This window comes from Cellulomonas sp. C5510 (assembly GCF_019797765.1).
Classification (GTDB): Bacteria; Actinomycetota; Actinomycetes; order Actinomycetales; family Cellulomonadaceae; genus Cellulomonas.
Window position 1 is genome coordinate 40,109 of the sequence record NZ_CP081862.1, and the last position, 22,713, is coordinate 62,821.

Annotated in this window: 21 protein-coding genes; 14 read left to right on the top strand and 7 right to left on the bottom strand. The window is 74.9% G+C overall.

Features of this window, described 5'->3' with window-relative positions; genetic code table 11:
- Positions 1–6 precede the first annotated feature (6 nt).
- Positions 7–1,230 carry an ROK family protein gene (locus K5O09_RS00180; RefSeq protein WP_222170913.1) on the bottom strand — a complete coding sequence of 408 codons (1,224 nt, stop codon included), beginning with the start codon at positions 1,228–1,230 and terminating at the stop codon, positions 7–9.
- Positions 1,231–1,350: 120 nt separating this feature from the next.
- Here K5O09_RS00180 and K5O09_RS00185 point away from each other — a divergent pair, with 120 nt between their 5' ends.
- From K5O09_RS00185 to K5O09_RS00200, 4 genes are read left to right on the top strand one after another with little or no spacing between them, the layout of a single operon-like run.
- On the top strand, positions 1,351–2,673 hold the full coding sequence (locus K5O09_RS00185; protein WP_370635498.1) for an ABC transporter substrate-binding protein: 1,323 nt from the start codon (positions 1,351–1,353) through the stop codon (positions 2,671–2,673).
- Positions 2,670–3,614 carry a carbohydrate ABC transporter permease gene (locus tag K5O09_RS00190; RefSeq protein WP_222170914.1) on the top strand — a complete coding sequence of 315 codons (945 nt, stop codon included), beginning with the start codon at positions 2,670–2,672 and terminating at the stop codon, positions 3,612–3,614. The genes K5O09_RS00185 and K5O09_RS00190 overlap by 4 nt, the downstream gene beginning before the upstream one ends.
- Complete coding sequence (locus K5O09_RS00195; protein WP_255595907.1) at positions 3,614–4,519, top strand: carbohydrate ABC transporter permease; 906 nt, start codon at positions 3,614–3,616, stop codon at positions 4,517–4,519. The genes K5O09_RS00190 and K5O09_RS00195 overlap by 1 nt, the downstream gene beginning before the upstream one ends.
- Before the next feature lie 41 nt (positions 4,520–4,560).
- On the top strand, positions 4,561–6,276 hold the full coding sequence (locus K5O09_RS00200) for a glycoside hydrolase family 13 protein (protein ID WP_222170915.1): 1,716 nt from the start codon (positions 4,561–4,563) through the stop codon (positions 6,274–6,276).
- A 47-nt stretch (positions 6,277–6,323) separates the two neighbouring features.
- On the opposite strand, the gene K5O09_RS00205 is transcribed toward K5O09_RS00200, so the two are convergent.
- A complete protein-coding gene (locus K5O09_RS00205) occupies positions 6,324–7,313 on the bottom strand; it encodes an SDR family oxidoreductase (RefSeq protein WP_222170916.1) in 990 nt (329 codons plus the stop codon).
- Positions 7,314–7,534: 221 nt separating this feature from the next.
- Here K5O09_RS00205 and K5O09_RS00210 point away from each other — a divergent pair, with 221 nt between their 5' ends.
- The 4 genes from K5O09_RS00210 (at position 7,535) to K5O09_RS00225 (ending at position 12,129) form a co-directional block, all read left to right on the top strand.
- Complete coding sequence (locus tag K5O09_RS00210; protein WP_222170917.1) at positions 7,535–8,008, top strand: hypothetical protein; 474 nt, start codon at positions 7,535–7,537, stop codon at positions 8,006–8,008.
- Positions 8,009–8,190: 182 nt separating this feature from the next.
- A complete protein-coding gene (gene nrdD / locus K5O09_RS00215; protein WP_222170918.1) occupies positions 8,191–10,425 on the top strand; it encodes an anaerobic ribonucleoside-triphosphate reductase in 2,235 nt (744 codons plus the stop codon).
- Positions 10,425–11,042, top strand: coding sequence for an anaerobic ribonucleoside-triphosphate reductase activating protein (nrdG, locus tag K5O09_RS00220; RefSeq protein ID WP_222170919.1), 618 nt, complete (start codon positions 10,425–10,427; stop codon positions 11,040–11,042). Before nrdD ends, nrdG begins: the two co-directional genes overlap by 1 nt.
- Positions 11,043–11,355: 313 nt before the next feature.
- Complete coding sequence (locus K5O09_RS00225; RefSeq protein WP_255595910.1) at positions 11,356–12,129, top strand: DUF1206 domain-containing protein; 774 nt, start codon at positions 11,356–11,358, stop codon at positions 12,127–12,129.
- Positions 12,130–12,226: 97 nt separating this feature from the next.
- On the opposite strand, the gene K5O09_RS00230 is transcribed toward K5O09_RS00225, so the two are convergent.
- Entirely contained in the window at positions 12,227–12,835 is a 609-nt protein-coding gene (locus K5O09_RS00230) for a dihydrofolate reductase family protein (protein WP_222170920.1), read from the bottom strand.
- Positions 12,836–12,929: 94 nt separating this feature from the next.
- Here K5O09_RS00230 and K5O09_RS00235 point away from each other — a divergent pair, with 94 nt between their 5' ends.
- Positions 12,930–13,877 carry an LLM class flavin-dependent oxidoreductase gene (locus tag K5O09_RS00235; protein WP_222170921.1) on the top strand — a complete coding sequence of 316 codons (948 nt, stop codon included), beginning with the start codon at positions 12,930–12,932 and terminating at the stop codon, positions 13,875–13,877.
- 65 nt (positions 13,878–13,942) lie between these two features.
- Here K5O09_RS00235 and K5O09_RS00240 read toward each other — a convergent pair whose 3' ends face one another.
- Complete coding sequence (locus tag K5O09_RS00240; protein ID WP_222170922.1) at positions 13,943–14,431, bottom strand: FBP domain-containing protein; 489 nt, start codon at positions 14,429–14,431, stop codon at positions 13,943–13,945.
- A 453-nt stretch (positions 14,432–14,884) separates the two neighbouring features.
- Between K5O09_RS00240 and K5O09_RS00245 the strand changes: the two genes are divergently transcribed.
- Positions 14,885–15,820, top strand: a complete 936-nt coding sequence (locus K5O09_RS00245) for an endo alpha-1,4 polygalactosaminidase (RefSeq protein WP_255595914.1) — start codon at positions 14,885–14,887, stop codon at positions 15,818–15,820.
- A 69-nt stretch (positions 15,821–15,889) separates the two neighbouring features.
- On the opposite strand, the gene K5O09_RS00250 is transcribed toward K5O09_RS00245, so the two are convergent.
- The gene (locus tag K5O09_RS00250) at positions 15,890–18,142 is read right to left on the bottom strand and encodes an Ig-like domain repeat protein (protein ID WP_222170923.1); all 2,253 of its coding nucleotides are present in this window, start codon (positions 18,140–18,142) and stop codon (positions 15,890–15,892) included.
- A 176-nt stretch (positions 18,143–18,318) separates the two neighbouring features.
- Here K5O09_RS00250 and K5O09_RS00255 point away from each other — a divergent pair, with 176 nt between their 5' ends.
- A complete protein-coding gene (locus K5O09_RS00255; RefSeq protein ID WP_222170924.1) occupies positions 18,319–18,714 on the top strand; it encodes a response regulator transcription factor in 396 nt (131 codons plus the stop codon).
- A 56-nt stretch (positions 18,715–18,770) separates the two neighbouring features.
- On the opposite strand, the gene K5O09_RS00260 is transcribed toward K5O09_RS00255, so the two are convergent.
- A complete protein-coding gene (locus K5O09_RS00260; RefSeq protein ID WP_222170925.1) occupies positions 18,771–19,406 on the bottom strand; it encodes an NADPH-dependent F420 reductase in 636 nt (211 codons plus the stop codon).
- A 344-nt stretch (positions 19,407–19,750) separates the two neighbouring features.
- Entirely contained in the window at positions 19,751–20,332 is a 582-nt protein-coding gene (locus K5O09_RS00265; RefSeq protein ID WP_222170926.1) for a GNAT family N-acetyltransferase, read from the bottom strand.
- 61 nt (positions 20,333–20,393) lie between these two features.
- Here K5O09_RS00265 and K5O09_RS00270 point away from each other — a divergent pair, with 61 nt between their 5' ends.
- The 3 genes from K5O09_RS00270 to map are packed head-to-tail and all read left to right on the top strand — an operon-like array spanning position 20,394 to position 22,635.
- Positions 20,394–21,272 carry an alpha/beta fold hydrolase gene (locus K5O09_RS00270; protein WP_222170927.1) on the top strand — a complete coding sequence of 293 codons (879 nt, stop codon included), beginning with the start codon at positions 20,394–20,396 and terminating at the stop codon, positions 21,270–21,272.
- Positions 21,265–21,852 (top strand): WHG domain-containing protein, encoded by a 588-nt coding sequence (locus tag K5O09_RS00275; protein ID WP_222170928.1) that lies wholly within the window; start codon positions 21,265–21,267, stop codon positions 21,850–21,852. The genes K5O09_RS00270 and K5O09_RS00275 overlap by 8 nt, the downstream gene beginning before the upstream one ends.
- Before the next feature lie 9 nt (positions 21,853–21,861).
- A complete protein-coding gene (gene map / locus K5O09_RS00280) occupies positions 21,862–22,635 on the top strand; it encodes a type I methionyl aminopeptidase (protein WP_222170929.1) in 774 nt (257 codons plus the stop codon).
- Positions 22,636–22,713 lie beyond the last annotated feature (78 nt).

The following is a 22,713-nucleotide window of genomic DNA, read 5'->3' on the forward strand; positions in this document are numbered from 1 at the left end:
CGGGGCTCAGCCGGAGCGGGTTCCCCAGAGGTCGAGTGCGTGCCGCCTCGCGGCGGCGGCGGCCTCGGCGACCGCGCCGGTGACCACGACGTCGGCCCCGAGCGGGGAGATCGCCAGCACGGGCGCAGGCAGGTGCCGGCCGGTGGGGAGTGCCGCACGCGCGGCCTCGACGACCTGCTGCACCCCGGCGGAGACGGCACCCGACACCACGATGCGCTCGGGGTCGAACATGCTGGCCAGCACGTTGACGACCCGGGCGAGCATCCCCCCGACCCGCTGCACCACGCGCAGGGCGTCGGGGTCGCCGGCCGCGGCGAGCCCGAGCACCCGCTGGCCGTCGATCTCGCCGGGGGCGAGCGCGGCGAGCGCGCCGCTCGGGTCGACCTCCCCGCGGGCGACCGCCTCCGCCGCCCACTCGGCCGCGCGGGCGCCGAGGCCGGACGCCGTGCCGACGCCCTCGACGAGGTCGAACGCGACCATCTCGCCGACGCCGCCGTGCGCGCCGTGCAGCACCCGGCCGTCCACCACGACGCCCGCGCCGAGCCGGCCGCCGGCGAGCAGGGAGACGTAGTTGCGGCTCCCTGTCGCGGCCCCGGCAGCGCCCTCGGCGACAGCGGCGAGCGAGGCGTCGTTCTCGATCCGGACGAGCGGCGCCCACACCGCGAAGGCGCCCTGCAGCCCGGGGTTCATGCGGTCCCAGAACCCGTCGGGGTGCCGGGGGGACTCCCCGCGGGTGTTGACCGGCGCGGGGACGCCGGCGCACAGCGAGAGCACGTCGGCGCGGGTGCGGCCGGCGGCGTCGAGGGCGGAGTCGACGGTCCCGAGCACGGCGGCCCGGCGGGTCACCGCGTCGTCCTCGGGGTCGAGCACGGCCCGCGCCGTCCCGAGGGGCCGGGAGAGCAGGTCGGTCACGGTGGCCGTCACGTGCACCTGCCCGCTGTCGACGCCGACGAGGACCGCGCCGTCCGCCCGCAGCTCGAAGCGCCGGGCGGGCCGGCCCTTGCGGTACGTGCCGGCCTCACGGGCGTTCGGCAGCTCGCGCAGCAGGCCCATGCCCGTGAGGGCGTCGAGCGCCTCGATCGTGGTCGAGCGGGTCAGCCCGGTCGCGGCGAGGGCGTCGCTCGCGGTGAGCTCGCCGGCGCCCCAGGCGTACGCGAGCACGGCGTCCAGGCTGGCCGGCCGCGCGGGCGTCCGGGGCGGGGCCGGCGGGCCGGGGTGCGTCGTCGTCACGGGTCTTGACCGTCCTTCTCCAGGGGTGCCAGACTGCCGGAACCGACTTGATTCGGCAAGTAGATCTACTCGGCGCACGATGACGTGCGCCGACCGGTGTCCGCGACGAGGGGGACGAGGGTGTCCGAGATCTCACGACGAGAACGACGTGCACCACGGCGGCGACGCGCGCTGGCGGCGGCCCTGGTGGCCGTGGCGGGCGGGACGCTGGCGCTGGCCGGCTGCGCGGGTGACGGCCGCGAGGAGGTGCGGTTCGCGTTCAGCAAGCGCGAGGCGATCGGCTTCATGACCGAGCTGGTCGACGACTACAACGCCTCGCAGGACGACGTGCGGATCGAGCTCGACACCTCGGGCGTCGACGTCGTCTCCGCCAGCTTCGTCCGGGGCAACCCCCCGGACATCGCGCTGTCGAACTACAACATGGAGACGTCCCGGTTCGTGCAGCGCGGGGCCCTGAGCGACCTGTCGGACACCGAGGCGGCCGGCCGCATCCGCGAGGACCTGCAGCCCCTCATGGACCAGTACGGCTCCTACCCCGGGCGGGTCAGCGCGCTGCCGTACTCCGTCATGGCCGCGTCCGTCATCTACAACAAGCAGCTCTTCGCCGAGCACGGCGTCGAGGTCCCGCAGACCTGGAGCGAGCTGCTCGAGGCCTGCGCGACGTTCCAGGACGCCGGGGTGACGCCGATCTACGGGACGTTCAAGGACGACTGGACCGTCGCACAGGGCTGGTTCGACTACGCGGTGGGCGGGCAGCTCGACGTGCTCGGGTTCTTCGAGGACCTCGCGGCGCAGGGCACCGACGTCGGCCCCGGCGCGCCGGCGTCGTTCTCGCAGGACTTCGCCCGCCCGCTGGAGCAGGTCTCCGAGCTGCTGCCGTACACGAACCCCGACGCCGCGAGCCGCGCCTACGGCGACGGCAACCTGGCCTTCGCCACCGGGGAGGCGGCGATGTACCTGCAGGGGCCGTGGGCGTTCAGCGAGATCGCGAAGACGGACCCGGACCTCGACCTCGGCACCTTCCCGCTGCCGATGACCGACGACCCGGACGACCTCAAGGTGCGCGTCAACATGGACCTCGCGGCCTGGATCCCCGTCGAGGCGCAGCACCCCGACGCCGCGCGCGACTTCCTGGAGTACCTGTTCCAGCCGGAGGTCGTCGAGGCGTACAACGCGTCCCAGCTCGGCTTCGCGCCGACCACGGACGCCGCGCCGGTCGACGACCCCCGCGTCGCCGGCATGGCCGAGTACTACGAGACGGGCCGGGTGTACCAGGGGCCGTCCGTGCTCATCCCCAAGACCATCCCGGTCAACAGCTACGCCCAGGCGATGATCCTCGGCCAGGACACCGCCGCCACGCTGCGCACGCTCGACGCGGACTGGGCGCGGCTCGCGTTCCGACAGCCCGCGCCGGCCGCCGAGACGAAGGAGTCCTCGCGATGAGCGCCACCGTCACCACCCCGGCCGGCACAGGGGGCGGCCCCGGGACCAGGCCCGCCCCGAGCGCGGCCCACCGGCCGCACCGCCGCCGCGTCGAGCCGATCTACTACCTGTTCCTGCTGCCCACGGTCGTGCTGTTCACGCTCGCGATCACGGTGCCGGGCGTCGTCGGGATCTTCTTCAGCTTCACCGACTCGATCGGCATCGGGGACTGGAGCTTCGTCGGGCTGACCAACTACATCGCGATGTTCAGCGACCCGGCCGTCGTGCAGAGCTACCTGTTCACGTTCGGGTTCTCGGTGGCCACCGTGGTCGTCGTCAACGTGGTGGCGTTCCTGCTCGCGGTGGGGCTCACGTCGCGCATCCGCATGAGGACGGCGCTGCGGACCGTCTTCGTGGTCCCGATGGTGATCTCCGGGATCATCATCGCCTACGTCTTCAACTTCCTGTTCTCCAACTCCCTGCCCGCGGCCGGCTCGGCGCTCGGCGTCCCGTGGCTGGAGACGAGCCTGCTCGCGAACCCCGACCTCGCGTGGGTCGCCATCGTCGCGGTCACGGCCTGGCAGGCGGTCCCCGGCACGATGCTCATCTACATCGCCGGCCTGCTGTCCGTGCCGTCCGACGTCTACGAGGCGGCGGACCTGGACGGCGCGAGCAAGGTCCAGCAGCTCCTGCGCATCACGGTGCCGCTCGTGGCCGGGTACGTGGTCATCAACGTCATCCTCGGCTTCAAGGGCTTCCTCAACGCCTACGACATCATCGTCGGCCTCACCAACGGCGGCCCCGGGACGGCCACGCGCAGCGTCGCGATGACGATCATCGCCGGCTTCAACGGCGGCGACTACGCCTACCAGATGGCCAACGCCACCATCTTCTTCGTCGTCGCGGTGCTCATCTCCCTCCTGCAGCTCTCGCTGATGCGGAACAACCGGAAGGCCTCGTGATGGCGACGCAGACCCTGGCGGCCGGCGGCCGCACGCCCACCACCGGCACCACCCCCGGCGGGCGGCCCGCCCGCGGCGACCGCGCCGCGCGCGTGAGCTGGTCCGGCACCGTCGTCCTCGCCCTGTGCGCGGTCACCGTGCTGCTGCCGCTGTACGTGACGGTGTCGATGGCGTTCAAGACGCAGAGCCAGGCGGTCGACGGCCAGGCGTTCTCGCTGCCCGCGCCGTTCAGTATCGACGGGTTCGTCCAGGCGTGGAACCTCACGGACTTCCCCGTCGGGGCCGGCATCTCGCTGTTCGTGACCGCCGGCACCGTCGCCGCGACCATCCTGCTCGCCGCGTTCGCGTCGTACGCGATCGTCCGGAACTGGGACCGCCGGCTGTTCCGGTACTCGTTCTACTACCTGCTCGCGGCGATGTTCATCCCGTTCCCGGTGGTGGCGCTGCCGCAGATCCAGCTCACCGGGCGCGTGGGGCTCGACAACCCCGTCGGCGTGGTGCTGCTGGCCACGATGTTCCAGCTGAGCTTCAGCGTGCTGCTGTTCACGGCGTTCCTGCGCTCCATCCCCGACGAGCTCGAGGAGAGCGCCCGCCTGGACGGCGCCACCACGTGGCAGACGTTCTGGCGGCTGATCTTCCCGCTGCTCGCCCCGATGAGTGCGACCGTCGGGATCTTCGCGTTCCTGTACGCCTGGAACGACTTCATGATGCCGTCGCTGATCATCGCCGACCCCGCCCTGCAGACGCTGCCCGTGCGGCAGAACCTGTTCCAGACGCAGTTCAGCAACAACTACCACGTGGCCTTCGCGTCCTACCTCATGGCCATGGCGCCCGCGATCCTCGCGTACCTGTTCACGCAGCGCTGGGTCATGGCGGGCGTCACGCAGGGCGCCGTCAAGGGCTGACCGACCCGACCCGACCCGATCGTCCAGGAGGAACCGCCAGCATGACCGCACCGCACCCCACCGCCCCGGCCACCGACACCGACCTCGTGCCCGACGGCCACGCCGTGGTGCCGCCGTGGTGGCGCCAGGCGGTCGTCTACCAGGTCTACCCGCGCAGCTTCGCGGACGCCGACGGGGACGGCCTGGGCGACATCGCCGGCATCGTCTCCCGCGCGGACTACCTCGCGGAGCTCGGCGTCGACGCGGTGTGGCTCAGCCCGTTCTACCCGTCCGCGCTCGCGGACGGCGGCTACGACGTGGCGGACTACCGCGACGTCGACCCGCGGCTCGGCACCCTCGAGGACCTCGACGCGCTCGTCACGGCCCTGCACACCCGGGGGATCAAGGTGGTCGTGGACATCGTCCCGAACCACACCTCCGACCAGCACCGCTGGTTCCAGGAGGCGCTCGCGGCCGGGCGCGGGTCGGCTGCGCGGGAGCGGTACATCTTCCGCGAGGGGACGGGGCCGGACGGGTCGCTGCCGCCCACGGACTGGGAGTCGACGTTCGGCGGCCCGGCGTGGACGCGTGTCGCCGACGGCCAGTGGTACCTGCACAACTTCGCCGCCGAGCAGCCGGACCTCAACTGGGACCACCGGGAGGTGCGGGACGACTTCCTCACCACGCTGCGGTTCTGGTCGGACCGCGGGGTCGACGGGTTCCGCATCGACGTCGCGCACATGCTCACGAAGGACCTCAGCGAGCCCCTGCCGTCGGCGGCCGAGCTGAAGGCGCTGCCCCGGGACGGGAACCACCCGCTGCACGACCGGGACGACGTGCACGAGGTCTACGCGGAGTGGCGCACGGTGCTCAACTCCTACGACCCGCCGCGTGCGGCCGTCGCGGAGGCCTGGGTGGACTCCGCCCGCGTCCCGCTGTACGCCCGGCCGGAGAGCCTCGGGCAGTCGTTCAACTTCGACCTGCTGCTCGCCGAGCCCGACGCCGCGCAGTTCCGGCGGCTCGTGACCGACAACCTCGAGCTCGCGTCCCGCTCCGGGTCGTCCAGCACGTGGGTGCTGTCGAACCACGACGTCGTCCGGCACGCCACCCGGTACGGGCTGCCCCGCGGCGACGGCAGCCGGGACCCGCGCGAGCGCGGCGCGGACTGGCTGCTGCGCGGGGGGCCGGAGGAGGAGCTCGACCGGGACCTCGGGCTGCGGCTCGCCCGCGCCGCGACGCTGTTCGTGCTGGGCCTGCCCGGGTCGACGTACCTCTACCAGGGCGAGGAGCTGGGCCTCCACGAGGTCGCGGACATCCCCGCGGACCGGCGGCAGGACCCCACGTTCGCCCGCACCGGCGGCGCGCACGTGGGTCGTGACGGGTGCCGCGTGCCGCTGCCGTGGACGGCGGAGGGCGGGTCGTTCGGGTTCGGAGCCGGTGGCGCCCACCTGCCGCAGCCGGCGTGGTTCGCCCGCCACGCCGCGGACGTGCAGGACGGGGACCCGGACTCGACGCTGACGCTCTACCGGCGGGCGCTCGCGCTGCGCCGCACGCTCCAGACCGCGGAGCGCCTGGAGTGGGTCGGGACGGGCCGTGAGGACGTCGTGCACTACGTGCGGCCCCACGGCTGGCACGTCGTGACGAACACCGGGACGGAGCCCTACCGGGTGGCCGGCGACCTCGAGCGGCTCCTGGCGAGCGTGCCCGGTGACGGGCCGGACGTCCCGGGCGGCTCGACGGCGTGGTTCCGGTCCCGCCGGAGCTCGGCAGGGCTGTGACGGGACACGCCCGCCGCCACGGGCGGTCGACCTCCTGACCAGGGGCGTCAGGCCACGCGGAACCGCGTCACCAGGTCGTCCATGACCGCGTCGAGACGGGCGTCCACCCGGCGGCGCGCCGGGTCGGCGTCGTGCCAGGCGACGATCTGGCGCGCGCCCTCCTCGAACGTGACGGTCGTCCGGAAGTCCGGGACGAGGGCGCGCAGCTTGCTGGTGTCGAACACCATCGAGTGGGCCTTGTCCCCCAGCAGGCCGGCGCCCCAGTCCGGGTCCGCCGCCGCGATGGCGTCCGACGGGACGTGCACGACGCGGGGCTCCACGCCGGCGGCGGCGGCGAGCGCGCGGACCACCTGGTTCCACGTGAGCACGTCGTCCGAGGTGATGTGGAACGCGTCGCCGAGCGCCCGCGGGTGCCCGAGCAGCGGGACGAACCCGCGGGCGAAGTCCTCGTGGTGCGTGAGGGTCCACAGCGAGGTCCCGTCGCCGTGCACGACGACCTCCTTGCCCTGGCGCATCCGCTCCACCGCGGTCCACCCGCCGTCCAGCGGCACGGACGTGCGGTCGTACGTGTGGGACGGGCGGACGACCGTGACGGGGAAGCCGGAGTCGCGGTACGCGCGCTGCAGCAGGTCCTCGCACGCGATCTTGTCGCGCGAGTACTGCCAGAACGGGTTGCGCAGCGGCGTGGACTCGGTGACGGGCAGGCGCTCCGGCGGCGTCTGGTAGGCGGACGCGGAGCTGATGAACACGTACTGCCCGGTGCGGCCGGTGAACAGCTCGATGTCCGTGGTGACGTGCTGCGGCGTGAACGCCACCCAGTCGACGACGGCGTCGAACTCCCGGTCGCCGAGCGCGTCGCGCACGGACGCGGGGTCGCGGATGTCGCCGTGGACCGCCTCGACGCCCTCGGGCAGGGGGCGGGCGGACGCGGAGCCGCGGTGCAGGACGGTGACGTCGAGACCGCGCTCGACGGCGAGGCGGGTGACGGCGGAGCTGATGACGCCGGTGCCGCCGATGACGAGGACGCGAAGGGCCATGCCGCACGGTAGCCCCCCGGACGGGCCGCGCGCAGGGCGGGGTCGGACCGGGGAGCGGACGAGGGCCCGCGGCAGTGGCGAGCGAGACGCCGAGATCGGGCCGTACGTCCCGCGCGGGCGTGGGCGGGGCGTGCCAGGGCCTCACCCACCCGGGGGGCCCGGGGCCGCGCGGGCGAGGTCGGAGTTCGACCCGGACCGCCGGCCGGAGCATGGTGGGGGTCGTGCTTCTGGACGAGCCGACCCCGCGCGCCGGGGTCCCGCGGGACGCGCTGCCGCCCGTCGGGGACGAGCAGGACGACGTCATCGGGCAGGCGCGCCGCCGGGCGGAGCTGGTGCGCGACCACGTCGAGCAGGCCCTCGCGCTGGCCGAGCAGCAGGGCGGTCCCTTCGACTTCCTGTCGCTCGCGAGCGCCGCGCACTGCTCGGTCGCGTACCTCCGGCAGCACCGCGAGTTCGCCACCCGGATCCGCGCGCTCCAGGCGACCGTGCCGCAGGATCCCGAGGACGAGCGGTGCCGCGCGCTGCGGGGCCGGCTCGTGCGCGCCGAGCGGCGGGCCGCGGCGCTCCAGGCAGCCGTCACCCGGTTGGAGGAGGAGAACGCCCGGCTCCGGGACCGGCTCGCGGCGCAGGTGCGGTCGGTGCCCGTCGCGCGCCTCGGCCCCGGGATCCGGCGCCCGGGGGCGCCGCTGCGCTGAGCGCACGGCGACACGCCGGGGCGCTACGCCCGCGCGGGTGGATCTGGCCGCTCGCGACCAGGGTCGTCGGCTGGTGGCGGGACCTTGGGCCCAAGCGCGCGACACCCCCAGATCTAGTGTGACAGCGGTGTGGTTCGCACAAGATGTAGTGCGGCGGAGGGGTCCGGAGGGGAGTGGCGACGATGACGACGATCGAGCTGGACGGGGCCGGGCGGCCGGTGGAGCTCACCCTCCAGGAAGCCGCTCTCACCGTCCGGAAGCGGGACGGCCGAGCCCTCCCGTTCGACCCCTCCCGCATCCGCGCCGCCGTCGCGAAGGCGTTCGTCGAGGTGCACGGCGAGCTCGGCGCGCTGCACGAGCTGGTGCTCGACGACATCACGGAGCAGGTCGTCGGGGAGCTCACCTCCCGGTTCGACGGCGAGGTGAAGATCTACGAGATCCAGAACGTCGTCGAGCACACCCTGCTGGAGTCCCACCAGTACGACGTCGCCCGGGTCTACATCGACTACCGGGTGCAGCGGGACCTGGCGCGCTCCCGGGCGCTCGACGTCAACCACTCCATCGGCCAGCTCGTCGGCAAGGACTCCACGGTCGTCCACGAGAACGCCAACAAGGACGCCGACGTCTTCAACACGCAGCGCGACCTCACCGCCGGTGCCGTCGGCAAGGCCATCGGCCTGCGGATGCTCCCGCCGCACGTCGCGAACGCGCACGCCAAGGGCGACATCCACTACCACGACCTCGACTACCACCCGTACGCCCCGATGACGAACTGCTGCCTCATCGACTTCCGGACGATGCTGTCCCAGGGCTTCCGGATCGGGAACGCGCAGGTCGACCCGCCGCGCTCCATCCAGACGGCGACCGCGCAGATCTCCCAGATCATCGCCAACGTGTCGTCCAGCCAGTACGGCGGCTGCTCCGTGAACCGCATCGACGAGCTGCTGGCCCCGTACGCCGAGCGGAACTTCGCGAAGCACATGGCCGACGCGGAGCAGTGGGTCTCCGAGCCCGAGCGGCGCCGCGCCTACGCGGAGGAGAAGACCCGCAAGGACATCTACGACGCGATGCAGAGCCTCGAGTACGAGATCAACACCCTCTTCACGTCCAACGGGCAGACGCCGTTCACGTCCGTCGGCTTCGGGCTCGGCACCGGCTGGTTCGAGCGGGAGATCCAGCGCGCCATCCTGCAGATCCGCATCCTCGGGCTCGGCAAGGAGCGGCGCACGGCGATCTTCCCCAAGCTCATCTTCACGCTGCGCCGCGGGACCAACCTCACCGCCGAGGACCCGAACTACGACATCAAGCAGCTCGCCGTGGAGTGCGCCACCAAGCGCATGTACCCCGACGTCCTCAGCTACGACAAGATCGTCGAGATCACCGGCTCGTTCAAGGTCCCGATGGGCTGCCGGTCGTTCCTGCAGGGCTGGAGCGACGAGGACGGGAACGACGTCGTCGAGGGCCGGATGAACCTCGGTGTCGTCACGCTCAACATCCCCCGCATCGCGCTCGAGACCCGCGGCGACCAGGACGCGTTCTGGGCACTGCTCGAGGAGCGGCTCGAGATCGTCCACGACGCGATGCTGTACCGCGTCGAGCGCTGCAAGGAGGCCGTGCCGGCCAACGCCCCGATCCTCTACGTGCACGGCGCGTTCGGGCAGCGGCTCGCGCCGGACGACGACGTGGACGCCCTGTTCCGCGGCGGCCGCGCCACCGTGTCGCTCGGGTACATCGGCCTGTACGAGGCCGCCGCCGCGTTCTACGGCGGCGCGTGGGAGTCCGACCCGGAGGCCAAGGAGTTCACGCTCCGGGTGCTGCGGACCCTCAGCACCCGCGCCAAGCAGTGGACCGCCCGCCACGGCTACCAGTTCTCGGTGTACTCCACCCCGTCCGAGTCGCTCACCGACCGGTTCTGCCGGCTCGACAAGAAGAAGTTCGGGTCCGTGCCGGACATCACCGACAAGGACTACTACACGAACTCGTTCCACTACGACGTCCGCAAGGCCCCGACGCCGTTCGAGAAGCTCGACTTCGAGCAGGACTACCCGCAGTACGCGTCCGGCGGGTTCATCCACTACTGCGAGTACCCGGTGCTGCAGCAGAACCCGAAGGCGCTCGAGGCCGTGTGGGACTACGCGTACGACCGGGTCGGGTACCTCGGCACCAACACCCCGATCGACCGGTGCCTGGAGTGCGGGTTCTCCGGCGACTTCACGCCCACCGAGCGCGGGTTCGCCTGCCCCGGCTGCGGCAACGCCGACCCCCGCACGTGCGACGTCGTGAAGCGGACCTGCGGCTACCTCGGCAACCCGCAGCAGCGGCCGATGGTGCACGGACGGCACGTGGAGATCTCCTCGCGGGTGAAGCACCTCGAGGGCAGCACGGGGTCGATGCCGCCCGCCGCCGACGCGGGCTGATGGCGCGGGACCCGCGCCCCGGGCAGTGGCGTGCGGGGGCGCTCAGCCAGGACCACGTCGCGGACTACAAGCCGTTCGTCATGGTCGACGGCGAGGGCGTGCGGTGCAGCCTGTACGTCTCCGGGTGCCCGTTCGCCTGCGCCGGCTGCTTCAACGAGGCCGCCTGGTCGTTCCGGTACGGCACGCCGTTCGACGACGCGCTCGCCGACCGCATCGCCGCCGACCTCGCGCACGAGGCCGTCCAGGGGCTGTCGCTGCTCGGCGGGGAGCCGTTCCTCAACACCCGCGTGTGCCTGGCCGTCGTGCGCCGCCTGCGCGCCGAGCACGGCCGGTCCAAGGACGTGTGGTGCTGGACGGGCTACACCTTCGAGGAGCTGCTGGCGGAGTCGGCAGCGGGCCAGGACGACAAGCGGGACCTGCTCGCCGAGCTCGACGTGCTGGTGGACGGCCGGTTCGAGCTCGCGCAGCGGGACCTCACCCTGGCGTTCCGCGGCTCGGCGAACCAGCGCGTGCTCGACGTGCCGGCGTCCCTCGCCGCCGGCCGCGCCGTCCTGTGGCGCGGCGCCCTCCCCCGCGCCGCCGGGTCCGAGCAGCTCGACCGCCGCCCCCTGATCTGACCACCCCCCGCCCCACCCCTCCCCGCCCCACCCCTCCCCGCCCCCTCGCGCGCGCCCCCGGCCCCGCGATCCCGTCGGAGGCTCCCACCGTGCTCGGAGGTGTCGGCGTGCTCTCGTGGGGGTCCGCGGACCCCTCCGATCGCGCGTGCGTACCTCCGATGCCCGTCGGAGTCTCCGAACGGATCGAGGTGGTGACCGGTGACCGGTGGCCGGTGGCCGGTGGCCGGTGACTGGTGCCCCGGGTGCGGTGCGTGCGGTGCGGGGTGGATGCGGTGCGGGTGCGGGGGTGGGGGTTCGGTGCGACGCTCGGCGGGTGACCGGGAACGTGCAGTCCGCCGTCTCGCGCGCCGGCGACCACCCTGCCCTCGAGGCGGGCGCCCGCCTCGGGTACGCCGCCGCCGGCGTGCTCCACCTGCTGCTCGCGTGGGTGACCGTGCAGCTCGCGTGGACGTCCGGCAGCGAGCAGGCCGACCAGCAGGGCGCCCTCGCGCAGCTCGCGGGGAACGGCGTCGGCACGGCGCTGCTCTGGGTGCTGCTCGTGGGGTTCGTGCTGCTGGCGCTGTGGCAGGCCACGGAGGCGATCGCGTGGGGCGAGGTCTCCGACCGGGCCAAGGCTGCCGCGAAGGCCGTGACGTACGGGGTGCTCGCGGCCTCGACCGTGTCGGTGCTCACCGGCGGTGGGTCGGGCGGCGGGTCGCAGGGCGCGACGGCCGGGCTGCTCGGCAGCGGTGCGGGCCGGGTGCTCGTCGGCGCCGTGGGCCTCGGGGTGGTCGGCGTCGCCGGCTACCACGTGGTCAAGGGCTGGCGCGAGAGGTTCCTCCGGGACCTGGCCGGGAGCCCGGCGCCGTGGGTCGTGCGGGCCGGTCGCGCCGGCTACGTCGGCAAGGGCGCCGCGCTCGCGGTCGTCGGGGTGCTGCTGGTGGTCGCCGCGGTGCAGGCCGACCCGGAGAAGGCGCAGGGCCTCGACGCCGCGCTGCACGCGCTCGCGAGCCTGCCGTTCGGTGCGGTGCTGCTGACGCTGGCCGCGATCGGGTTCGCCGCGTACGGGGTGTACGCGTTCGGACGCGCCCGGTACGCGCGCGTCTGACCCGGCGCCCGCGCGGGCCCGGGGCCGCCGGAGGACCGCGGCCCGCGTGGACCCGAGGTCGAGGTGGGCGGGGCTCCGGGCGATCGCCGGGGCCGCGTCAGCCGGCGGACGCCTTGCCTGCCCCGCCGCCCGAGCCCGTCGCCGGGCCGCCGTCCCGCACCCGGTGGTGCAGGTGCACGACCCCGCCCGCGAACCGCCGCACGTCCACCAGCTCGAGGTCCAGCCGGACGTCGTCCGGCAGCGCCCGGGTCCCGCCCCCGACGAGCACCGGCGTCACGAACAGGTGCAGCTCGCCCACGAGGCCCGCGCGCAGCGCCTGGCCGGTGAGGTCGGACCCGCCGATCAGCACGTCGTGCGGGGACGACCGCAGCAGCCGCCGGACGGCCTCGGCGTCGAAGTCCCGCTCGATCTGCGTGCGGGCGCTGCGCGGCTCGGTGAGGGTCCGGGAGTAGACGACCTTGTGCGCGGCGCGCCACAGCTCCGCGAACTCCTGCACGGCCGGGGGTTCGTCGGCGGTCGCCATGTCCTCCCAGGCGGTCATCACGTCGTAGACGCGCCGCCCGTACAGCAGCGTCCCGACGCCGTGGTGCAGGGCGTTGACCGCCAGGTGCACCTCCTCGTCGGGGGCGCTCCAGTCGAACCGGCCGTCCCGGTCGGCGACGTAGCCGTCCAGCGACGTGATCGCTGCGTGCACGAGCGTGGCCACGCCGACCTCCCCCGGGGTGGGTCCCGCGCCGTCGCGGGTCGGGGCACCAGGAGAGCACAGCCGGGTGCCGCCCGTCGCCCCCTAGAGTCGGGTCATGCGTCCCGACACCGGTGTCCTGCTGCCCCGTGACCTGCCCGTCGACCGGCTGCTGCCGTACGCACGCCGGGCGGACGAGCTGGGGTTCTCGGAGCTGTGGGTGGTGGAGGACCTGGGCTTCCGCGGGGGCATCGCCCAGGCCGCGGCGGTGCTCGCGTCGACGGAGCGGATCCGGGTGTGCGTCGGCATCCTGCCGGCCGGTGCGCGCAACGTGGCGTTCGCCGCGATGGAGGCTGCGACCGTCGCGGAGCTGTTCCCCGGCCGGCTGCAGCTGGGCGTCGGGCACGGGATGCCGGGGTGGATGCGTCAGGCGGGCGCGTGGCCGGCGAGCCCGCTGACCGCCTTCGAGGAGCACGTGACGGCGCTGCGGGCGCTGCTGCGCGGGGAGACGGTCACGACGGAGGGCAGGTTCGTGCGCCTGGACGGGGTGCGCCTGGAGTCCCCGCCGGCGGTGGTCCCGCCCGTCCTGGCGGGCGTCCGGGGGCCGCGGTCCCTCGCCGCCGCAGGGCGCTGCGCGGACGGGACGGTGCTCGCGGAGCCGGCGGGCCCCGAGTACGTGCGGGCGGCGCGGGCGCAGATCGGCGCGGGGCCGGGGCACCGGGTCGCGGTGTACGACGTCGCGGCCGTGGACGCCGACCCCGCGGCGGCCCGGGCGGCGGTGCGCCCGGCGCTCGCGTGGATCGGGGACCCCGACTGGGACGTGCACGTCGCACCCCTGCCGTTCGCGGACGAGCTGCGGGCCCTGCGCGCCGGCACGGACGACCGCGCCGCGTTCGCCGCCGCCCTGCCCGACGCGTGGGTCGACCGGCTGGCCGTGTGCGGGACGCCCGAGCAGGCGCGTGCCCGCATCGACGAGATCGGCGCGGCCGGGGCGGACGCGGTGGTCCTGGCCCCGGCCGGCGCCGACCCGCTCGCGGCCCTCGACGCGCTGGCGACGGTGCTCTGACGACACCGGCCTGACGACGCCGGCCTGACGACGCCGGCCTGACGACGCCGGCCCGACGGCGCCTGTCAGCCCTGCGCGACGGACGCGACGAACCGGGCGCTGCGCTCCTGCAGCCCGGCGACCCGGCGGGCCACCACGGCGGCGGCGTCGTCCCCGGCCTCGACGATCGTCGGGCGGCGGCGGGCGTTCTGCGAGCACGCGAAGTCCGCGCAGATCAGCGTGCCGAGGGTGTTGCCGTTGCGCCCGGCGGAGCCGGCACGCTTCGCGACGAACAGGCTGACGTCGTTGGTGGCGATGACGTCCTCGCACCAGGCGCACACCGCGTTGCGGGTGGTCGCGCCGTCCGCCGCCCGCAGCACGATGCCGACGGGCCGGTCGTCCAGCCAGGTCACGACGTAGGCGCGGCGGGGGTTCTTCGGGTCGTTCCACCCGAGGTAGTCCAGGCGCTCCCAGCCGAGGGCGGCGAGGCCGGCCGGCATCGTGGCCTGGGCGGCCTCGCGGCGGGAGCAGTTGACGAAGGACGCGTGGATCTGGGCATCGGTGACGGGACGCATGACGGACTCGCTCTCACGGGAGTGGGGCGCGCCGGCGCGCACGACGGCGGCGCGCGGGCGCAGGGGAGGGACTCCCGTCACGGGGCGACGACGAGCCGTCCCGACCGCGGCGCTCTGGCCGGGTCCGGGGACGGTGGTGCGGCGTGACGGGCTGTGCCCGGTCACGCAAGGTGGCCGTGTCGGCCGACCCCGCTCCCTGCGGACATCCGCTGCTCTCCCGTGGTGGTGACGGCCACCGGGTCCCCGGGCGGCTCTGGTCGCCCGCCATCTTGCACCTCCGGGCGGGGGCGCGTCACGTCGATTCCGCCGTGCGCCGCGTCACTGGGCGCGGCCCGGGTGCGTCCCCCGAGCCACCGCCCGGCGCCTCGGCCCCGGCAGCACGTCGCGTCGGGTGCGACCATCGACGCCGGGTGCGGCGCGGGTCGCACGGGGGACAGCGCGACAGGAGCGGGTGTGGAGCACGGGTGGGCGCCGGACGGTCACCGGGCGCGGGTGGCGCGCCGGGCGCAGGGGCCGCGCGGGGCGCGGGGGCTCCGCCGGGTGGCCGGGGCCGTCGCGGTCGTGCTCGCGCTGGCCGGCTGCGGCAGCGCCGGGGACGACGGCCCGGCTGCGGGAGGTGCCCCGGCACCGGGCGCGAGCAGCGCGGGCTCCCGGGCGGGCCTGCCTCCCGCGGGCGCCGTCGTCGACTACCAGCTGGGCGGCGGCTACCCGCCGGCGGCCGGCGTCGGCGGCGTGGTGCGGGACGTCACGGACGTGCCCGAGCCGGGTCTGTGGTCCGGCTGCTACGTCAACGGGTTCCAGACGCAGCCCGCGGAGCGGGACGCCTGGCTCGCCGACCACCCGGACCTCGTGCTGCGCGACGCCGCCGGGGACCCGGTCGCCGACCCGGGGTGGCCGGACGAGCTGCTGCTCGACACCCGCACCGCGCAGCAGCGCGCCGCGGTCACGGAGGTCGTCGGGGAGCAGGTGCGCCGGTGCGCGGAGCGCGGGTTCGTCGCCGTGGAGCTCGACAACCTCGACTCGTGGACGCGCTCGGGCGGCCTGCTGACCGAGGACGCGGCCGTGGACCTGGCGGCGCGGCTGGTCGTGGTGGCGCACGACGCGGGTCTCGCGGCGGGCCAGAAGAACACCCCGGACCTCGGGACGCGCGGGCGGGACGAGGCCGGGTTCGACTTCGCGGTCGCGGAGCAGTGCCTGCAGTACGACGAGTGCGCCGCGTACACGGACGTCTACGGCGATGCGGTGATCGACGTCGAGTACGCGGGCTCGGACCCGGCGGCGGACTGGGACGGGGCGTGCGCCGACCCGCGGCGCCCGGTGAGCACGGTCCTGCGCGACGTCGACCTGCGCACCCCGGACGACGACGGCTACGTGTTCGCGACCTGCTGACCCCCGGTCCTGCGGACGCAGGACGGCCCCCTGACCCGGTGCGGGTCGGGGGGCCGTCGTGGTGCGGTGTCAGCGCGCGGTGCGCACCCGCCGGGCGACGACCACCAGGGCGCCGCCGGCCAGCAGCAGCGTCCAGGCACCCGCCATGAGCAGGCCGGCCTGGGCACCGGTGGCGGCCAGGTCCCCGCTCGGGGTCGCCGCAGCCGCCGGGACGGCCAGCTCCACCGGGAGCGTGGCCCAGCGGCCCGAGGTGCCGCCGGTGGCGATCACGGTGTGCGCGCCGGCCGGGACGTCCGCGGGGATGTCGGCCAGCAGGCGGGCGACGCCGTTCTCGTCCGCGACGGCCGTGCCGAGGAACACCGGGTCGGAGTGCAGGTAGAACGCGACGGTCTCCCCGGGCTCGAAGCCCTCGGCGACCAGCTGCATCTGCTGCCCCGGCGCGGTGGCGGCCTCCGGCGTGTCGAGCACTGCCGTCGGGAGCGCCCCGACGCGGGCCGGCTCGCCGCCGACCGTCACGGTGAACGTGGCGCTGGCGGCGCGGGTGCTCGCGGTCTCCGGGAGCTCCAGGACCACGGTGTGCGTGCCCGGCGCGAGCACGCCCAGCGACGCCGGGATGACGCCGTCCGTCGCGAGCTGGCCCTGGCCGATCACGGTCGCGCCCTCGCGGAACACGAAGGTGCTCGGCAGCACCGCCCCGCCGACGCGGGCCTCGAGCGTCGCCTCGGTGGCGACCGGGACGGCGACCGTCGCCGGCACCGTCACGGTCGGGGTGACCTTCGTGACGGTGACCGTGCCGGAGCCGGTCGCGCCGGTGTAGGGGTTGGTCTCGACCGCGATCGCGGCGACCGCGAACACGGGCATCGAGCCCGGGGTCGGCACGTACGTCACGGAGACCGTGTAGCTGCCGACGGCGAGGCCGGTCAGCGGCACGGACGCGCGTCCCTCGCCGTCCAGGGCCACCGCGTCGAGCGGCCGGCCCGTGGCGGAGCCCTGCGGCGTCAGCGTGACCTCGACCGAGCCCTTCGGCGTCGGCCCGCCCTGCGGACCGGCGACGGTCACGGGGACGACCACGTCGCGGCCGACCGTGACGGACTGCGAGCCGACGGCGACGGTCGGCGTGGTGACGGCGGGCCAGGCGTACGCCCAGTCGCCGGTCGGCTGCTTGCCGGGGGCGGTGACGGTCATCCGCACCTGGATCAGCTTGCCCAGGTCGGCGGCGTCCGGCGTGTACGTCGGGGCGGTGACGGTGCGCTCGTGGTCCCCGATGACCCACTCGTAGGAGAACTGCGCGTCGGGGCCGTAGCCGACGGGGCGCGGCGTGAGCGTCTGCCCGAGGACCGCGTTGTTGCCGTCCCGCCCGTCGAGCTCGAGGTAGCCGTTCTCGATCGTGCCGAGCTCGACCGTCTTCGGGGCGCTGGTCTGCGGGACGGCGGTCAGCGGGGCGCGGGTGCCGGTGACGACGACGCGCAGCGCCTTGCCCTGGTCGGCGGCGGTCGGCGTGTAGGTGGGCTGGGTGCCGACCTGGTGGCCGTCGACGGTCCACGCGTACGACAGCGCGACGTCCTCGGGGGCCCAGGTGCCGACGGTCGCCGACTGCTCGACGCCCACGGCGGGGTTCGTGGCGATGGCGACGGTGCCGGGCGTGATCGCGGAGACCACCTCGACCGACGTCGGGGCGGAGGTCGACGTCGCGGCGGTCTCGGTGCCCTCGAACCGGGCGGTGAACGTCTGCTCCTCGTCGACCTGGTACGTCAGCGACGCGGTGCCGCCCAGGAGCGCCGCCGTGCCGATCGGCGAGCCGCCGGCGAGGAACGTGACGTCACCGGACTCGGCGCCGTCGACCGTGGCGGTCAACGTGACCGTGTCGCCGGTGACGACGGTGGTGGCGGACACGGCGAGCGACGTGGAGGTCTCCGCCTGGGTGGACCCGAGGGTGAAGTTCCGCGTCACGCCGTTGTCGGGGAGGCCGCCGCACTGCACCAGCAGGCTGTACGAGCCGGTCGCGTAGTCGTCGTACGCGATCGTGAAGAACCCGGAGGTCGTCGAGCCCTGCTCCACGTAGTCGTCGATGGCGACGTAGTGGTACAGGTTGTCCGGGCCCCAGAGCCGGTAGATCGGCGGCAGCGGATCGCCCTGGTTGTCGCAGTCGAAGTTGTAGACGACGGTCGTGTCGACCGCCTCCTCGACCCCGTCGACCGTGGAGATGCCGGATGCGGCGGCGACGGCCTGGCCGACGGGGACGAGCGTCCCCAGGACGGCGAGGACGGCAGCGGCCGCTGCGGAGCGCCGGACGCGGCCCCGCCTCTCTCGAGCTGTGTGCACGGGTCTCCCCCGGGTGTCGCCGGGGTGTCCCCGGTCCGATGTGTGAACGGGGGCCCCATCGACGCGGGCGCCGGATGTGTCAGGGAAACTGAGCCACGAGATCTGGGACGTAGGTCCTACCACCCCTGCGGGCGCATCCCTGGCAGCCTCCGGACCGCGGACGTACCGTGGTGAAGGTGTCGAGCCCTGACCCGACCCGGCCGGTCGACGACCGGGTCCTGCGCCGCGGGGACCTCGTGGTCGAGGTGCCCTCCCGGTGCGTGCGCGTCGGGGACCGTCCGGTCCCGCTGACCCGGAGCGAGTTCGAGATCCTCGTGGCCCTCGCCGAGCGCGCGGGCACGCCGGTGTCGAAGGACGAGCTGGTGCACGCGGTCGCCGTCCACGGCCCGCACGCCGTGCCCGTGCCGACGGACGCGGACCGGCGCAGCATCGAGGTCCACATGGCGAACCTGCGCCGCAAGCTGGCGGAGCGGACCGGCGACCGGTCGGTGATCGGGACGGTCCGGGGGCTCGGCTACCGGCTCGCGCCCGAGGTGCGGGTACCGGCCCAGCGAGGCGGCACCACCGGCTGACCCGGCGGTGCCGCCCCTGTCCGGCGTGGCGCGGGCCCTGCGACCCGGCGCCGGCGTCAGCGCTGCGCGGCCGCCAGTGCGGCGCGCAGGCCGTCCGCGTCCAGGTCGGGGCCGTAGGCGGGCATGTCGCGCTGGTACCGCCAGCCCTCGGCGAGCGGGCCCGTGTCCACGACGTCGAAGCCCCACCGGTCGACCAGGGACGTGACGAGCGCCTTGGCGTCCGCGTCGTCGCCGGCGATCGCCAGCGCGCGCCGTCCGGGCGTCCCGGCGGGCGTGCCGCGCGACCCGAGGTCGGCCGACGTGATGTGGTTGAACGCCTTGACGACGTGGGCGCCCTCGAGGTGCCCGGCGAGCAGCTCGGAGCTGGTGGTGGTGCCGTCGTCGAGCTCGGCGACGTGGCCGTCGCGCTCCCAGTAGTAGTTGTTCGTGTCGATGACGACCTTGCCGGCGAGCGCGGCTGCCGGCACGGAGCGGTAGGCGTGGAACGGCACCGACACGACGACGATCTCGCCGTCCGCGGCGGCCTCCTCGGCGGTGCCGGCGCGCGCGCCGTCCCCGAGGTCCGCCACCAGGTCGACGAGCGTGTGCGGTCCGCGCGAGTTGCTGACGACGGCCGCGTGGCCGTGCTCGACGGCGAGGCGCGCGAGGGTGCCCCCGATGTTGCCGGAGCCGATGAATCCGATCGTGGTCATGACCGCCGCAACCGGGCGGGCCCCGGCGATGTTCCGCGCCGCACGCCGTGGGCGAAAAACGCTGGCCGGCGCTCGGGGGCGGACGTACGGTCGAGGCACACGGGAAGGAGGTGGTCCGAGACATGAAGTCTTCCAGGACGCGTGAGGTGGCTGTCCGCTAGTCGCCCGAGCACATCGGACGGATTGCTCGATCCGTTCGCTGCTCCGCCGGCCCGGTCCGGCAGGGCGACGAGCGAATCTCCGGCAGTCACCGCAGCCCGTGGGAGCCGCGACCTCGTCCTTCGCGGCAGGGCCTCGCACCGAGGCCCGGCCCACGGGCTGTTCCCTGCCCGGGGTCGGCGGGCTCAGCGGTCCGCGCCACCCAGGCGGGCGAGCAGCCCGTCGCGCACCGCCGGCCACTCGTCGGCGAGCACCGAGAAGTACGCCGTGTCGCCGCGGCTGCCGTCGGGCGCGAGGCGGTGCGAGCGCAGGACGCCCTCCGGGACCGCGCCGAGGCGGGTGATCGCGCCGACCGACCGGGTGTTGCGGGTGTCGGCGCGCAGCGCGACACGGACGCACCCCCACTCCTCGAACGCGTGCCGCAGCATGAGGTGCTTGCACGCGGGGTTGGTCGCGCCGCCCCACCAGCGCGGCGCGTAGAACGTGTGCCCGACCTCGACCCGCCCGACACGCAGGTCGAGGTCGTAGAACGACGTGCTGCCGCGGACCTCGCCGGTGCCCGCGTCGAGCACGGCGAGGGCGATCCGGCCGGGCGAGCGGCGGGCCTGCTCGACCTCCGCCTCCCAGCCCGCGACGCCGACCGGCAGCGGCGAGGACATCCCCGCCCACACCCGGTCGTCGACGAACGCGGCCAAGCCGGGGGCGTGCTCCGGGGCCAGCGGGACGAGGCGGACGCCGTGGCCGGTGAGCGTGAGGTCGTGCTGCACGCGAGGAGCATCCCAGGTACGCCCTCGCGTCGTCGTGGCTAATGGCATTAGCCTCCAAGCTATGGACAGCACCCGGGAGACCCGGCCCCTCGAGCGACCCGCCGGCGACGGCCGGCTCTGCACCGTCGCGTACGACGACACGGGCACCGGCCCGCTCGTCGTCGCCGTGCCCGGCATGGGCGACCTGCGGTCCACCTACGACGAGCTCCGTGACGCCCTGCTCGCCGCCGGCTACCGCGTGGTGACCACCGACCTCCGCGGCCACGGCGACTCCTCGCCCGACGTGACCGAGCTCGGCGACGAGGCCACGGCCGCCGACCTCGCCGCGCTGGTCGAGCACCTCGGCGCCGGCCCCGCGGTCGTCGTCGGCAGCTCGATGGGCGCCTCCGCCGCCGCCGTGCTCGCCGCCGACCGGCCGGACCTCGTGCGGGCGCTCGTCCTGCTCGGGCCCTTCCTCCGCGACCCCGCGCCCGGCGGGGCGACCCGCGCGCTGCTCGGCGTCGTCTACCGGGTCCTGCTCGCCCGGCCGTGGGGCGCCGCGGCGTGGGCCTGGTACTACCGCACGCTGAACCGCGGACGGCGGTCGGACCGGCTCGCCACGCACAGCGCCGCCATCCGCGCGAGCCTGCGCCGGCCCGGGTACCTCGCGGCGTTCCGGCGCCTCACGCTCGCGCTCACGCACGCCGTCGTCGAGCCCCGCCTGCCACGCATCCAGGCCCCGGCGCTCGCGGTCGTCGGGGCGCTCGACCCCGACTGGCGGGACCCCGCCGCCGAGCTCGCGTGGATCGGCGCGACGCTGCCCGGTGCCCGGACCCTGCTGGTGCCCGACGCCGGCCACTACCCCCAGCACCAGACGCCCGACGTGGTCGCGGACGCCGTGCTCGACCTGCTGCGCGACGCCGCGCCCGTGCCCGGTGCGCCCGAGGTGCCCGGTGCCTAGGGCCGGGCTCTCCGCAGCCGCGGTCAGCCGGGTCGCCCTCGGGGCGGTCGACGCGGGCGGCCCGGCAGGGTTCGCCGACCTGACGCTCGCCCGGGTGGCCGCCGAGGCCGGCGTGGCGACCCCCAGCCTCTACAAGCACGTCGGCTCGCTGGCCGCGCTGCGGCGGGAGGTGGCCGTCCTCGCGGTCCGCGACCTCACCGAGCAGCTCGTGCGGGCCACGCTCGGCCGGTCCGGGCCCGACGCGGTGCGCGCGCTGTGCCACGCGATGCGGGACTACGCCCACGCGCACCCCGGGCGGTACGCGGCGGTGCAGGTGGCCGCCGACCCCGCCGACCCCGACGACGCGGAGCTCGCCGCGGCCGGGGCGGAGGTCGTCGGGGTCATCACCGCCGTGCTCCGCGGGTTCGACCTGCCCGAGGAGCGCGCCGTCGACGCCGTGCGCGCCGTGCGCGCCGCCGTGCACGGGTACGTCTCGCTCGAGCTCGGCGGGGGCTTCCGCCTCCCGCAGGACCGGGACCGCAGCTTCGCCGTGCTGGTGGACCTCGTGGTCGCCGGGATCGAGGCGCTCGCCGCCGCCTAGGGTGGGGGCGTGGTCCAGCTGAAGACACCCCGGGAGATCGAGGCCATGCGGCCCGCGGGCGCGTTCGTCGCGCGCGTGCTGAGCAGCCTGCAGGACGTGGCCCGCGTGGGCATGACGCTCCGGGAGCTCGACGCGCACGCGCACCGCCTGATCGACGAGGCCGGCGCGCACTCCGTGTACCTCGGGTACCACCCGTCGTTCGGCGCCATGCCCTACCCGGGCGTGCTGTGCACCAGCGTCAACGACGCAGCGCTGCACGGGCTGCCGTCCGACCAGGTGCTCGCCGACGGCGACGTGCTGAGCATCGACTTCGCCGCGCAGGTCCAGGGCTGGGTGGCGGACTCCGCGGTGACGTTCCAGCTCGGGACGCCCGACCCGGACGCGCAGCGGCTCATCGAGGTCACCGAGCAGGCGCTCGCCGCCGGCATCGCCCAGGCGCGGCCCGGCAACCGGATGGGGGACATCTCCGCGGCGATCGGCGAGATCGGGCGCGCCGCCGGGTTCGGCATCAACGCGGACTTCGGCGGGCACGGCGTCGGGCGCACCATGCACGAGGAACCGCACGTGCCGAACCTCGGCCGGCGGCGGTCCGGGCTCAAGCTCCGCGCCGGGCTCGTCATCGCCATCGAGCCCTGGTTCATGGCCGGCGGCGACGGGTACCTGATCGACGACGACGGCTGGACCATCCGCACGGCCGACGGCTCCCGGGCGGCGCACGCGGAGCACACCGTCGCCATCACGCCGGACGGGCCGCTGGTGCTGACGGCGCGGCGCCCGCGCTGACGCCCCGCGGACGGCCGGCGTTCACGCCCCGGTCGCCCTGCGGACACCGGCGACCCCGATGCTGGGAGCCGGCCCCGG

What these genes read in the sequence shown, in the direction of transcription:
- nrdD (WP_222170918.1), top strand. Translation starts at nt 8,191, where the DNA reads ATGACGACGATCGAGCTGGACGGGGCCGGGCGGCCGGTGGAGCTCACC.
- K5O09_RS00205 (WP_222170916.1), bottom strand. Translation starts at nt 7,313, where the DNA reads ATGGCCCTTCGCGTCCTCGTCATCGGCGGCACCGGCGTCATCAGCTCC.
- nrdG (WP_222170919.1), top strand. Translation starts at nt 10,425, where the DNA reads ATGGCGCGGGACCCGCGCCCCGGGCAGTGGCGTGCGGGGGCGCTCAGC.
- K5O09_RS00260 (WP_222170925.1), bottom strand. Translation starts at nt 19,406, where the DNA reads ATGACCACGATCGGATTCATCGGCTCCGGCAACATCGGGGGCACCCTC.
- K5O09_RS00200 (WP_222170915.1), top strand. Translation starts at nt 4,561, where the DNA reads ATGACCGCACCGCACCCCACCGCCCCGGCCACCGACACCGACCTCGTG.
- K5O09_RS00235 (WP_222170921.1), top strand. Translation starts at nt 12,930, where the DNA reads ATGCGTCCCGACACCGGTGTCCTGCTGCCCCGTGACCTGCCCGTCGAC.
- K5O09_RS00270 (WP_222170927.1), top strand. Translation starts at nt 20,394, where the DNA reads ATGGACAGCACCCGGGAGACCCGGCCCCTCGAGCGACCCGCCGGCGAC.
- K5O09_RS00240 (WP_222170922.1), bottom strand. Translation starts at nt 14,431, where the DNA reads ATGCGTCCCGTCACCGATGCCCAGATCCACGCGTCCTTCGTCAACTGC.
- K5O09_RS00190 (WP_222170914.1), top strand. Translation starts at nt 2,670, where the DNA reads ATGAGCGCCACCGTCACCACCCCGGCCGGCACAGGGGGCGGCCCCGGG.
- K5O09_RS00195 (WP_255595907.1), top strand. Translation starts at nt 3,614, where the DNA reads ATGGCGACGCAGACCCTGGCGGCCGGCGGCCGCACGCCCACCACCGGC.